General features: G+C 57.9%; 10 protein-coding genes. 2 read left to right on the top strand and 8 right to left on the bottom strand.

What is annotated here, in order from left to right:
• The first annotated feature begins 7 nt into the window (after positions 1-7).
• Positions 8-1,462 (top strand): NAD-dependent succinate-semialdehyde dehydrogenase, encoded by a 1,455-nt coding sequence (locus HMPREF3044_RS10560; RefSeq protein WP_070741498.1) that lies wholly within the window; start codon positions 8-10, stop codon positions 1,460-1,462.
• A 46-nt stretch (positions 1,463-1,508) separates the two neighbouring features.
• Positions 1,509-3,023: a PucR family transcriptional regulator gene (locus HMPREF3044_RS10555; protein ID WP_231285998.1), complete on the top strand. Its 1,515-nt coding sequence runs from the start codon at positions 1,509-1,511 to the stop codon at positions 3,021-3,023.
• On the opposite strand, the gene HMPREF3044_RS10550 is transcribed toward HMPREF3044_RS10555, so the two are convergent.
• The 8 genes from HMPREF3044_RS10550 to HMPREF3044_RS10515 all read right to left on the bottom strand — a co-directional run bounded on the left by HMPREF3044_RS10550 (position 3,004) and on the right by HMPREF3044_RS10515 (position 12,033).
• A complete protein-coding gene (locus tag HMPREF3044_RS10550; protein WP_005393562.1) occupies positions 3,004-4,311 on the bottom strand; it encodes an aromatic amino acid transport family protein in 1,308 nt (435 codons plus the stop codon). The two genes, HMPREF3044_RS10555 and HMPREF3044_RS10550, sit on opposite strands and share 20 nt — an antisense overlap.
• 198 nt (positions 4,312-4,509) lie before the next feature.
• Entirely contained in the window at positions 4,510-5,961 is a 1,452-nt protein-coding gene (locus HMPREF3044_RS10545; protein ID WP_070741495.1) for an APC family permease, read from the bottom strand.
• Positions 5,962-5,963: 2 nt separating this feature from the next.
• Positions 5,964-7,109: a class II histone deacetylase gene (locus HMPREF3044_RS10540; protein ID WP_070741492.1), complete on the bottom strand. Its 1,146-nt coding sequence runs from the start codon at positions 7,107-7,109 to the stop codon at positions 5,964-5,966.
• A 592-nt stretch (positions 7,110-7,701) separates the two neighbouring features.
• A complete protein-coding gene (locus tag HMPREF3044_RS10535) occupies positions 7,702-9,072 on the bottom strand; it encodes an aspartate aminotransferase family protein (RefSeq protein WP_239170968.1) in 1,371 nt (456 codons plus the stop codon).
• A 127-nt stretch (positions 9,073-9,199) separates the two neighbouring features.
• The gene (locus HMPREF3044_RS10530) at positions 9,200-9,640 is read right to left on the bottom strand and encodes an Lrp/AsnC family transcriptional regulator (RefSeq protein ID WP_005388556.1); all 441 of its coding nucleotides are present in this window, start codon (positions 9,638-9,640) and stop codon (positions 9,200-9,202) included.
• Positions 9,641-9,799: 159 nt separating this feature from the next.
• Positions 9,800-10,576: an ABC transporter permease gene (locus tag HMPREF3044_RS10525; RefSeq protein ID WP_005393553.1), complete on the bottom strand. Its 777-nt coding sequence runs from the start codon at positions 10,574-10,576 to the stop codon at positions 9,800-9,802.
• Positions 10,577-10,581: 5 nt separating this feature from the next.
• Positions 10,582-11,553 carry an ABC transporter ATP-binding protein gene (locus tag HMPREF3044_RS10520; RefSeq protein WP_210400552.1) on the bottom strand — a complete coding sequence of 324 codons (972 nt, stop codon included), beginning with the start codon at positions 11,551-11,553 and terminating at the stop codon, positions 10,582-10,584.
• A gap of 18 nt (positions 11,554-11,571) precedes the next feature.
• Positions 11,572-12,033 (bottom strand): NUDIX domain-containing protein, encoded by a 462-nt coding sequence (locus tag HMPREF3044_RS10515; protein WP_005388552.1) that lies wholly within the window; start codon positions 12,031-12,033, stop codon positions 11,572-11,574.
• Positions 12,034-12,323 lie beyond the last annotated feature (290 nt).

Genomic DNA, 12,323 nt, shown 5'->3' with positions numbered 1-12,323 from the left:
AGACCGAATGCGCCTGCGCGCCACTATCCCCACCGGGATTCGGATCGGTTACACCGAACGCCCTGCATCTGGCGGAACCGAATTTCCCGTAGTTGATCCGGCCACCGAGGAGGTTGTTGCACACGTTGCCAACGCAACCTCCCCCGATTGGAACGAGGCGCTCGACCTCGCCCACGCGGCCGCACCAACGCTTGCTGCCATGCCTGCCAGAGCGCGGTCGCAAGCCCTGCGGGAAATCTTCGAGGCAGTCAAAGAACGCACGGAGGATTTCGCCACCACCATGACAGTGGAGATGGGCAAACCGCTGGCCGAGGCGCGCGGTGAGGTGAGCTACGGCAACGAGTACTTCCGCTGGTTTTCTGAGGAAGCCGCCCGCATCAACGGGCGCGTGACCCCCGCACCGGCAGGTGGTGGAACCATCGCCACCACGAAGCACCCCGTGGGCCCGGTGCTCGCCATCACGCCATGGAACTTCCCGCTGGCCATGGCCACGCGAAAGATCGCTCCCGCCCTTGCCGCCGGCTGCCCCATTCTGGTTAAGCCTGCGGCGGAGACTCCGCTTACCCTCCTCCTTCTTGGTAAGGTCCTAACCGATGTGCTGCGTCGCCTCGATTTTCCGGACGGCACTGTCTCTATTCTCCCCACCACACACGCGGCAGATCTATCAGCCGAACTCATGGCTGACGCCAGGCTGAAAAAGGTCACCTTCACCGGGTCTACCGCCGTGGGGAAAACCCTGGTGCGGCAATCGGCCGACAACCTGCAGCGCACGTCTATGGAACTCGGTGGGAACGCTCCGTTTGTAGTTGCAGGGGATGCCGATCTTGATCTTGTCCTCGAGGCAGCACTTGCCGCCAAGATGCGCAATGGAGGCGAGGCGTGCATCGCCGCCAACAGGTTCTTGGTACACGAGGATCTAGCAAAGGAATTCACCGAACGCCTCACCGCGCGGATGGGTGAATTTGTTGCCGGGCACGGCCTTGATGATTCCACCACGCTTGGTCCCCTCATTACCGCCGAGCAGAGGGATCGCGTGGCCACACTTGTCAAGGATGCCGTTTCTGGCGGAGCCACCGTCCTCATCGGTGGTGAAACTCCGACCGGTGCCGGCTACTTCTACCCGGCGACAGTTCTCACTAACGTTGCACCCACCTCCCGGATCATGCACGAGGAGATATTTGGCCCGGTGGCAACGGTTACCTCCTTTCATAATCTCGACCAGGCGGTCGCCACCGCCAATGACACCCCCTTTGGGCTCGCAGCCTACGGATTTACTGAGAACATCCACACCGCGAAGTACCTGGCAAGCGCACTCAACGCCGGAATGGTGGGCATCAATAGGGGTGCCATCTCGGATCCGGCGGCGCCATTTGGTGGCATCAAGCAGTCTGGCTTTGGACGCGAGGGGGGAAGTGAGGGCATAGAGGAATACCTGGAAACACGCTACATCGCCCTCCAGTAATTGCTCGCGAGTATCCTCCGAAGAATAGCCAATAAGGAGGACGACCGTGTCGCACTTTCCCACCCCGTACACGCCGCTGGATCTGTCGTGGCTCATGCGCCAGCCAGATCTTCGCCTCACCCCGGTGGTATCCCGCCCGGTGGAGTTTTGGGGCGTGCAGGTCTCCGAGATCGCGCACCCGGAGACCTTCATTGAAAACGGAGCCGTCGTGCTCACGGTGGGGCTCGCGTTCCGTGGCGACCTCCCCGGTTTCATTGAGGCTGTGCGCGCTATGGCCCGCTCCGGCGCCGTGGCCATCGGTGTGGGTGTGGGCTACGCGTTCGACCACATTCCGGACGAGCTCATTAAGGCCACGGCCGACCTTCCCCTCGCGCTGTTTGAGGTCCCGCGCGAGGTGTCCTTTGCCTCCATCCTCGCCGCGGTGCAAGCCGAGCGCACCTCCCGCGCGGCTTCCCGCGAGCGGAAGCTTCTCCGCACTCTCATCAGGCTTAACGACGCCGCCAATGCGGGCGATACGGTCGCCTTGGTCCGTGGGGTTGCTCAATCATTAGACGTGACGGCAGCCCTCATTGATAGCGATAACCGCATCATCGCCCACCACGGCGACGATACCCTTATCACCGCAGCCGTGTCGCTTTATTCGGGAACGAGCAAGGCGGTATCCGCCGACGGCGTAAACTATCTCTTTCACAAGATGCGCACCCGGGGAACGGTTCACCGCGCCATGGCCATCGCCTCCCGCGCAGAATTTGGGTTCATCGATCGCGTGGTTATTAGGCACAGCGCGGGGCTCGCCGATCTCTTATTGGGGCGCCCGCAGGAGCTCGCGGGGCAGCGCGCCGCCGTCAACGAAGCCGCCATCCTTGCCCACCTCGGTCGCAGTGGCGACGAATCTGCACTGCATGACCTGTTCCGTGTGGTAGTGGACTCGCGGGGGCTCACGCGTCCGGCGGTGGTGTGCACCCGGACGAGGAAGACGATGCGAGCCATCCGCCAGGCGCTGCTGCAGCGCGCGTGGGAGGATGGCCGGACGCTTTTTGTGGCGGAAGTGGCACCCAACACCACCCTGTACCTCGTGCGTGGATCCACGAGTGAGGCGGAGATTGTGAAGAATTTTCAAAAGTGGCACGACCAAGTAAGACTCGGAATAGGAGCACCGATTCCTTTGGGTGCGCTCACGGGGCACAGCGTGGACAAGCTCATCGCCGAGGCACGCACCAACCCGGCCGGCTATGGCAAGCCGGGCGGACACGCACCGCAATGGCTTTTCTCCCCCACCGTCACCGCCGCCACGCAGGGGCGATTCATGGAGGTGGAGGAGAAACTAGCGAACTCCGCCAAGGCCGACGAGCTCAAGGAAGCGGTGGCGGCCTTTCTTTTTGAAAACGGTAACCTCGGCGCCGCCGCCGACCGCCTCGGCATTCACCGACACACCATGCGCGCCCGGATCGGCGAGGCGGAGGGGCTTTTGTCTACCGACCTATCGCACCCACTCACCCGCGCCGAGCTCACCCTCGTTTTTGCCACCCGCATGCGGGAATTTAACCCACCACTCCAGTAATGCTCAGGGCCGTGTACACAAACGCGAGCCCGTACACTACGATGATTGCGCCGCGGATAAGCGGATGTGCCTGCCACGTGTTCGCCCACGCCGGTGAGACATCACCGAAACGTCGTGCAGCGGTGAGGAGCATGACGGGGACGATGGAGATGATCGCGCCCGCGAAACCACCGGTATAGGTGAGCGCCTGGACAAAACCGTGGAACCCGCAGAAGAAGATGATAAGCGGCGGGAACACCGTCATGGCGATCCCCACATGCCGGTAGAGTCCCTCCTCCGGCCAGTGGAAGATGTCCAGCACGTTTCGCATGGTGGTAAACCCGATGGCGATAAACGATGTCATCATCGCGCACAGCGCAAAGATATTAGCCATGATAAAGGCCGCATGCCCCAAGCGCTCACTCCAGGCAAGCGTAATAACCTCCGTCACCTGCGTTCCCAAAAGGCCCAGTGCGGCAAACGGCACGGCTGCGAGGGTAAACCCGGTGATGCACATGCCCACAACGATGGTGACGGGGATGGCCCCCGCGCGGTGGTCCTTCATCCCGCGGGCGAGTTCCGGCACCACGTACTGCGCGAGAAACGTGAACACGGCGAGGTTAACGATGGGGATGATAAACCCGGGACGAAATACCCACAGGTTACCAAGGGTGATGCCAGGACCGAGAAGCGTCCACCCGATGAGTACTGCAAGTATCACCGCCATCGCGGTGGTGATGGCCCCCTCCACCACGCCGGTGGCTTGGAGGCCCAGCCACATAATTGCCGCGCCCGCCGCGAAGAACACCACCGTGCCCACGGATTCTGGAAGCCCCGTCAAGCTCGCGATAAGTGACCCGGATCCGGAGGCGTAGGCGATGAGTGCGCCTACGCCGTTGATGATGACGGCGGTGAACACTATCCACCGTCCAGCCTGCCCGAGGTACTTTTCCGTCAGCCCCGAAAGCTGCAGCGGCTTATTGGTTCGAAGCGCCACCTCTGCCACGTAGAGCATGGAGAATGTGGTGAGCGTTCCGGCAATAACCAGGGCCAGCACCAGTGACGCGAAGCCCCCGTCCTTGGCCGCGTACGGCAGGCTCAAAATCCCCGCGCCAATGTTGGTACCGAAGATTATCGCCACGCCCTGCAGGGGCGTGATCGAGTTGTGGTGGATGCTCGCATCATGCGCGGTCTGAGCGCTGCTGGTCCCGCCGGGCTCATATACCTGTTCTATTTCCACCTGCTGTTCCCGCGGGGTGGTTCCCGCCACTTCTAACGCCACAGCCGACCTCCTTGTGATGCGCGTCATATTTATTACTGCCAGCGTAGGGGGACAAAACACCGCACCATAGGGCCGTAACGTACATTTCGTAGTTTCTTGTTAGACATCTCGTCCACTGCAGCAGGCCCCAAGTCCCTGCTGAGTCCCCACTTCATCCACAGCTCACTCCCCAAACAATGTGTTCGTCATTCGCTGGTCTTTTCGTGCGAAGCCGAAACAGACCCCTCACTTACCCAGGCTCTCGCCACAAGGCAATTCTGGACTATGCCCACTGCCTATATTTTGATAAATGGCTGGTCGTTTCTTTCTCAAATACTCCCCACGTGCAAAACCTGCGATGCCACAACTCAAAATCACACCAGGGATAACAAACACCAGGTACCAGAGCTCTGCATCACCGATTAGATTTTTGAAATTGAGAAGGACAAGGACAAACATCGCACCGAAACCAACGATGGCAACAACCGGAGAATATGTCGTAATGAAAGACGAATATTTTCTTTCCCTCCGCGTGAAATACCGCAGAACCGAGATACTTGTTACCAAAAATAGGAAGATCAACCCGAATCCGCCGGCGTTACTCGCCCACGAAAACACGATGTCGGAAGGGAACGAATCGGCCATATACAAAGTCTTTTGTGTCAACCACATTGCTATCACGACCACGATGGCTAAACATGATTGAGAGACTGAGGCCGTCCTTGGCACACCATCAGCTGTCACACGCCCCAGAGACTTCCACAACACATGCTCCCTCCCTAAGGCCATGAGGTACCGCGAGATGGAATTGTGAAAGGAAACCACCGCTGCAAACAACGAGGTGACGAGCAAGGCCTGTAGGAACGGTACCAGCGCAGTAAATCCATGACTACCGAGGTAAGTGAAAAATAGCGTTGAACCCTGCTCCTGAGCGGCGGTAATCACGTTGTCTTCCCCTACGCTCTGTGCAATTGCCCACGAGGAGAAGCCATAAAACACCGAAATAACCGCAATGGAAATCAAGGTCGCCCGCGGAATCGTCTTTCCCGGGTCTTCAGTTTCCTCTGCATACATGGAGCTGCTTTCGATTCCCATAAATCCGGCAATGGTGAAAGCAAGGAGCGTCCCTGTACCGCCACCGATAAGAGACATCGGGGAAAAAGTGCCCACGGCGAGATCGTGGCCCCTGTTGATCAGTACGACGATGCAGAAAAACAACACCGTTAAAAATTCGAGTATAAGGAGAAATCCGATAATCCGAGAAGCGAGGTCAGCGGACCTTACTCCCAGAGTCCCAACGAGTATCACCGCCACTATGGAGAATAAAACCCAGGTAACACTACGCCCGGTGACCCTCAGTAAGAGGTCTTCCGCCATGAACCCCAGAAGACACACAAGTGCAGTCTGCATCATGGAGTAGGAGATAATGGCAAGCCAGGATGCCGCCAGACCGTGGCTTTCCCCTAGCCCCGCAGAAACATATGAAAAGAACGCAGCGGTATTCGGGATTTCCTTTGCCATCGCACAAAACCCAAGGGCAAACATCGCCACCAGACCGCCGCAGATGAGGTAACCGAGCGGAACGTCCGCGAGGCCAGAGGCAGCATACGCAGCAGTAACACCAGCGGAAACAACGGTAAGTGGGGCGGCAGCAGCACAGACCAGGAAAACGATGTGGTGTGTTTTCAGGGTCCGCATGTTTACGTAGCCTTTCGCTGGTCACGTGAATTCATGTAGGCATCACGAGCTGCCGTGAGAAACTTTTTCTGCTCTTCGTTTACTTCGGACCTTATCTGTCCTTCCACGATATAGGAATAGCCATCAGCAAATCCAGAATTTTTTTCAGTTAACGCCTCAAGCGTTGCCAATCCACAGAAAGGAACGTAATACTGACAGTAGCCACCTTCCTGAATGAACACTAACTTTCCATCGCACAGCAACTCCGCAGCAGACACCATTTTCCGAGTCAAATTATTGAATCCTTGAGCGGTGACCATCATCCGCCCCAATGGGTCCATCATTGCTGCATCATAGCCGCTGGAAATCACGATCAGGTCGGGGCTGAAATCCTCCAATGCTGGCACCACAATGTCAGTAATGGCATGGCAGTACACCGCATCTCCACTTCCCGGGGGAAGTGGGATATTGATGTTGAAACCGGTACCGGCCCCGCTTCCAATTTCATCAACGAAACCACTATTCACTGGATAGTTCCGATCCTGGTGAATAGATATGGTGAGGACGTTGCTGTTGTCCCACCAGATGTCTTGGGTGCCGTTGCCGTGATGGACATCCCAATCCACAATTGCGACCTTTGAAACGTCATTTCTTTCTAACGCATGCGCAACTGCTACGGAGGAGTTATTGAACATACAAAACCCCATTCCCTTGTCTTTACATGCATGATGACCTGGTGGATTAATAAGCGCGTAGGCGCGGTCCACTTGGCCATCGAGTACGGCATCGACAGCCACCATCGCACCACCGGCCGAAAGTACCGCAATATCGAGAGCATTGTGCCCTAACGGTGAGGCGCCGTCACCACAGTCCCCTCCCTTAGGCAATGCGGACTGTTCTACCATACGGTTCCAATGACCCTCCGTGTGAACGCGAAGAATATCCTCTCGCGTGCAGGGGATTGCCCGCATGTGCTGGATTTCACGGCTGAGCTTAGATACCTGGATGAGCTCATTAAGCCTGCGCTTCGGTTCCGGCGAAGAGTAATGCCTGTACACCGGTTGGAGTCCACGGGCTGGATCGGATGGCATGTCTCCGCCAGTACCCGTGTCATGCCAACCGTAGAGGGTATCCCATACATAGCCCACTTGTATTTCTTTCTCTGACATTTCCCTCTCCTTCTTTCCGGGGTATTCACCGATGTGGGGCGAAAGCCATGACTAAATATTCCTGGGATCTATTTCTTGACCTAAATATCCGCTTGGGAAGTAACAGCACTTGTAGCTGTCAGCGTGTTGGTCGATCCGCTACCGCACCAACGTCAAAGAGTGAGGTATATTCTCCTCCTCCTAACCGGGCCCGGACGCATATGGCGCCGGGGAGTTTTCATCTGCGGTAGCCCCATGATGCGTGAAGTGGGTCACTTTTCACATCGCCACGGTGTCTAAATCAAGGTTGAAGAAAGTACATCGAGCCTATTGCGGGTCTCGCTGACTTGAATTTTTCATTTTCTCAAAAAGTTTTCAACTTCCCAGTCGATCCCCCGCGTCCCCCATTCCCTCCGGTTACAATGACAGCGCACAGTGCACGTTCCAGCGTGACTCCAAACGACGTCCCAAAACCGGAGATTTTTTGGACGATAATCAATAGTTTTTGCGAGGGATCCAGTTCATCTAAACGAACATGCACAGAAAGAAGCCCCATCGGTAGAAATAATCCGATGGGGCTTTAAGAAAGGACGAGTGATGAAGCAGTGACGGGCTACTTTGTTACCTCAGCCAGGAGAGAATCGAACGCATCAACGTAGGCATCGATAGCCTCGTCGGTGTGTGTGACGGAGAGGGTCCATTCCTCCTCACGGCCAGGGGTCATGAAAATGCCGTGGTTCATGTTCCACAGCCAGGCAAGGTCGGTGATGGGACCCGCCTGGAGCCGGGCGTAGGACTCGTAATCCGTGATCTTTTCCGGCGCGAAGGTGACACAACCCTTGGAGCCGATGCCCACGGTGTACGCGGCGATATCGTACTTCTTAATTACGGCGTCGCAGCCAGCGAGGATGCGGTCATTGAGGTGGTCGAGATGCTTGTAGGCATCCGGGGTGAGTACCTTTTCCAGCGACGCACGAGCAGCTGCCATGGATAACGGATTGCCGGAGTAGGTGCCTACCTGATACACGGTGTGATCCTCCACCACGCGCATGACCTCCTCGGACCCGCCGATACCACCGGCCGGGAGTCCGCCGCCGAGAGCCTTGGCAAGCGTGACAAGATCCGGGGTGACGCCGAATTTCTCCGTCGCGCCACCTGCTGCGATACACAGTCCGGTCTTCACCTCGTCGAAGATGAGGACGATACCGTGGCGCTTGGTGATGTCACGAACCGCCTCAAGGTAACCCGGTTCCGGAAGAACCACACCGAGATTCATCATGGCGGCCTCCATAATGACACAGGCAGGCTTGCGGCCTTCCTTATCCAGGTCAATGATGCGCTTCTCCATCGCCTCGGCATCGTTGAACGGCACGGGGACTGTCATATCCACCGTGGCCTGCGGGATGCCGCCACCGTAGGGGAGCTGGTTGTAGTGATCGCGCGGGCCAATGTTGTCGTACGGCATGCCGATGGATACCATGACCGTATCGTGGTGGCCGTGGTAGGAACCGAAAATCTTCATCACCGTATCGCGCTTGGTGTATGCGCGGGCGATGCGGATGGCATCCATCGTCGCCTCCGAACCCGAGTTGGTGAAACGCCACTTGGGGAGGCCGAACCTCTCGGCGAGGAGGGTGGAGACTATGAGGTCATCTTCTGTGGCGGAACCAAAGTGGGATCCCTTGGGCCACCGTTCATTGATAGCCTTGCCTATCTCCGGGTGCCCGTGGCCTTGCACCATAGCCCCGTAGCCATTGTGGAAGTCCCAATATTCGTTGCCGTCCACGTCCCAAATCTTGGCGCCCTGGCCGCGGTCGATGTAGATGGGCCACGGGTCACGGGATTGGTAGCTGGAAGCAACGCCATTGGACAGGTGCTCGGCGCCGTCAAACATCTGCTTTGACTTTTGAGTATTGGCATCGAGGATCTTCTCCTGCTCCTCGATGAGATTAGCAATACGGGATTCATCCAGTGATACAGTCACGGTTTTCTCCTCCTTGGGATGGATTACGAGAGTGTGTACCCCAACGAGCCTAGCGAATTCTTCCGCCAAAAGGAACGGTTTCCGTACTTTTTTATTGTTTTACATACCCTTTACGTACCTAAAACTGCTAGATAACACCCCAATTGTAAATTTGTTTATTTATCTCCAGGTACTGAAAGGTCTCCGTGCTTCGCACCCCATCGGTGGCGCGAACCTTCTTATATATGGCTTCTTTAAGGTGAGCGTCTGACCTGGCGACGATCTCAGCAAGGATGTCATAGCGCCCCGTGGTCACGACAAGGTAGGTGACCTCCTCCAGCTCCCGCAGGTGGGCAAGCACCGGTTCCACGTCGCCATCCACGGTGATACCAACCAATGCCTGCCTAGGAAACCCCATCTGCTTGGGGTCGGTGACCGCGACAATATCAATGACCCCTTCGCTTTCGAGCTTTTTCACGCGTTTTCGCACCGCCGCCTCACTGAGGTTGACATACGCGGCTATATCCGAATACGGCACCCGGCCATCGTTTTGCAGCATCTCGATGATTTTCCGGTTCACACTGTCCATGCAAGCATCGTATCTAAATTTTCCCCTTAGCCCTTGGCATATGTGCAAATTAGCGCACACAATCGACCACACCTAGCCCGGCTATGTCTCCCGATCTAAAAAACCGCAACGCACCAGGCGTTGCGGTTAACCTATCCACACAGTGGTTCTACACGGGCTCTACACGTCCCGTTTTTGCAGCGAGATCATCGAGCAGATGACCAGTACCGCGAGCAGCGCGAGGAAGTACCACAGGGAACCCTCCCAGCCCCACGGCGCCGTCTTGCCCGTCATCATGTGCGTCACGTCGTGCTTGCTCATGAAGGCGTTGAAGTTGGTGAACGGCATGAGGTAGAAGATGTGCTCGCCGATCTTGGGCAGCAGGCCGAGCAGCCCCTCGATCATAGAGGCGAGCAGCACGATGGCGATGGAGCCTGCGGTGCTGCGAGTGAGCCACCCCAGCGCCTGGCCGACGGTGACGTACACGATGGCCTGGAACGGGTAGAGCCACATGAAGCGCTGGGAGCGCTCGTCGCCCCACACGTCGAGGGACTCGCCGATGGCGCCACCGACGATGAACTTGGCCATGTACAGGCACAGCAGCACGGTGATGAAGGTGAGCAGCGCCGCGAACACGGCGTAGATGAGCCACTTAGCCAGCGCCACCAGCGGCCGGTTCGGGGTGGCCAGGAAGGTGGCGGACTGGTAATTGTTGCTGTATTCGTTGGTCACCACGAGCACGGCCTGGATGGCGAGCACGAGGAAGCCTGCCTGGCCGACGAGGACGAGGAGGTTGTCAACGGAAAAACTCAAGGCCTGGTTGGGATCCATCCGCACGAGCAGGGCGGTCAGAGCCGAGAAGCCGACACAGAGAACGAGGTAGACGCCGGTTGTCCAGAAGATGGAGTTCACCGACCAGAGCTTCGTCCATTCGGATTTCAGTGTTTGCGCGAACATGGTCTCTACTGCTCCTTCTCATTCAACGCGTGCTGCGACGGCTTCGGTTTCGCTGCCGCTGAAGCCTCGCCGTGGTACTGCACGGAGTCGGAGGTGGCCTGCATGAAGACGTCCTCAAGCGAATCGTGGACCTCCGTGAGCTCGCCCAACGGAACGCCGGCGGCGAAGGCAACCTCGCCAACCTCGTCGGAGTTCTTGTCCTTCACGAGGACGTACGGACGCTCATCCTCGTCGGTGCCGTCGGTAAACGGGATCGACTTCAGCGCCAAGGCACTGCGGAACTCCTCCAGGCGTGGGGAACGCACGCGGACGGAGACCTTGGAGGAACGCTTGAGGAACTCATGGGTGGTCGTGTCTGCAACAAGCTTGCCCTGGCCGATAACGACGAGGCGGTCGGCGGTCTGCGACATCTCGCTGAGCAAGTGAGAGCTCACCAGAACCGTGCGCCCCTCGGCCGCAAGGTTGCGGAGGAAGCCACGGACCCACCGGATGCCTTCGGGATCAAGGCCGTTGACCGGCTCGTCGAAAAGCAAAACCTCAGGGTCGCCGAGCATTGCGGCGGCGAGCCCCAGACGTTGCCCCATGCCGAGCGAGAACTTGCCGGCCGGGCGCTTGGCAACTTCGGAAAGCCCCACCAAGTCAAGCACCTCATTGACGCGGGAACGAGGAATACCATTAGAATCCGCGATCCAGGAGAGGTGTGCGTATGCTGAGCGCTTGCGGTGCACAGCCTTGGCATCGAGGAGGGCACCCACCGTGCGAAGGGGATTCTTCAACTTGTAGTACGGCTGGCCATTGATAGTGGCGTAACCGTTGGTGGGCTTGTCAAGTCCCAGGATCATGCGCATTGTTGTCGATTTCCCCGCACCGTTCGGCCCAAGAAAGCCAGTCACGACTCCGGGCTTAACAGTAAAAGCTAGGTCATCGACGGCAACGGTGGACCCGTAGACTTTTGTCAATCCGTTGACTTCGATCATGACCACCATTTTTACACGTTAGCTACTTTTGCGCATAACCAATTGTGTGAGTTTAGGCAGACTGTTAGCAAATGGGGACAATAACGGAAGTTTTGACAGGCTATTCACATGCACCCACCGCAGCTCCAAGCTCTCCGCATTCGGCATCACCGGCAGCTCCTCCGCACACCGCGCGACGACGGTGGTGTACGTCCACCCATCCACGCGCGTGGTCACCAGCTCCTCAATCACGTGAACGAGACCCACGTCCATCCCCGTTTCTTCCTCCGCCTCGCGCAGCGCCGCCTCGCGCGCGCTCTCGTGTGAATCCCGCGCGCCCCCGGGCAACGCCCACGTCCCACCCATGTTGGTCCACAGCGCCCGGTGCTGCAGGAGCACCGTATCCGCGCCAGACACCAGGAATAACCCCGCAGATCCGAACCGCCCCCAACGGCGCACGCCATCCGAACCATCCACGAAACCGTTGCCATCACCACGCATAGCCCTCAGCCTACCTTTTTCCGGGTGGCTGCTTTGGGGTTTGCTTGGCGCTTGGTGGCTTGCTTTGGCCTTGGTGGCTGTGGGGGATTTGCTTTGGCCTTGGTGGCTGTGCATGATTCTCGGGAACGCTAACCCCACAATTCCCATCAAAATCAACCCAATTCGCGAGTTAAGGGACCGGGCACACCCGGCACCCGCCGCCACCCCGCATCCCAGCATCGCACCGGGATCGCCTCAGGATCGCCCTGGGATCGCCCTGGGATCGCTAACTCCATAAATCCCCTCAAAAC

Source organism: Corynebacterium sp. HMSC073D01 (assembly GCF_001815555.1).
GTDB lineage: Bacteria > Actinomycetota > Actinomycetes > Mycobacteriales > Mycobacteriaceae > Corynebacterium > Corynebacterium glucuronolyticum.
The sequence above is the reverse complement of the archived record's forward strand: the minus strand, read 5'-3'. Positions and strand labels throughout refer to the sequence as shown.

Bases quoted from the DNA above. Each gene is read 5' to 3' on its own strand.
- HMPREF3044_RS10530 (WP_005388556.1), bottom strand. From the start codon at position 9,640: ATGGACAGTGTGAACCGGAAAATCATCGAGATGCTGCAAAACGATGGC.
- HMPREF3044_RS10550 (WP_005393562.1), bottom strand. From the start codon at position 4,311: ATGACGCGCATCACAAGGAGGTCGGCTGTGGCGTTAGAAGTGGCGGGA.
- HMPREF3044_RS10540 (WP_070741492.1), bottom strand. From the start codon at position 7,109: ATGTCAGAGAAAGAAATACAAGTGGGCTATGTATGGGATACCCTCTAC.
- HMPREF3044_RS10560 (WP_070741498.1), top strand. From the start codon at position 8: ATGCGCCTGCGCGCCACTATCCCCACCGGGATTCGGATCGGTTACACC.
- HMPREF3044_RS10515 (WP_005388552.1), bottom strand. From the start codon at position 12,033: ATGCGTGGTGATGGCAACGGTTTCGTGGATGGTTCGGATGGCGTGCGC.
- HMPREF3044_RS10520 (WP_210400552.1), bottom strand. From the start codon at position 11,553: ATGATCGAAGTCAACGGATTGACAAAAGTCTACGGGTCCACCGTTGCC.
- HMPREF3044_RS10545 (WP_070741495.1), bottom strand. From the start codon at position 5,961: ATGCGGACCCTGAAAACACACCACATCGTTTTCCTGGTCTGTGCTGCT.
- HMPREF3044_RS10525 (WP_005393553.1), bottom strand. From the start codon at position 10,576: ATGTTCGCGCAAACACTGAAATCCGAATGGACGAAGCTCTGGTCGGTG.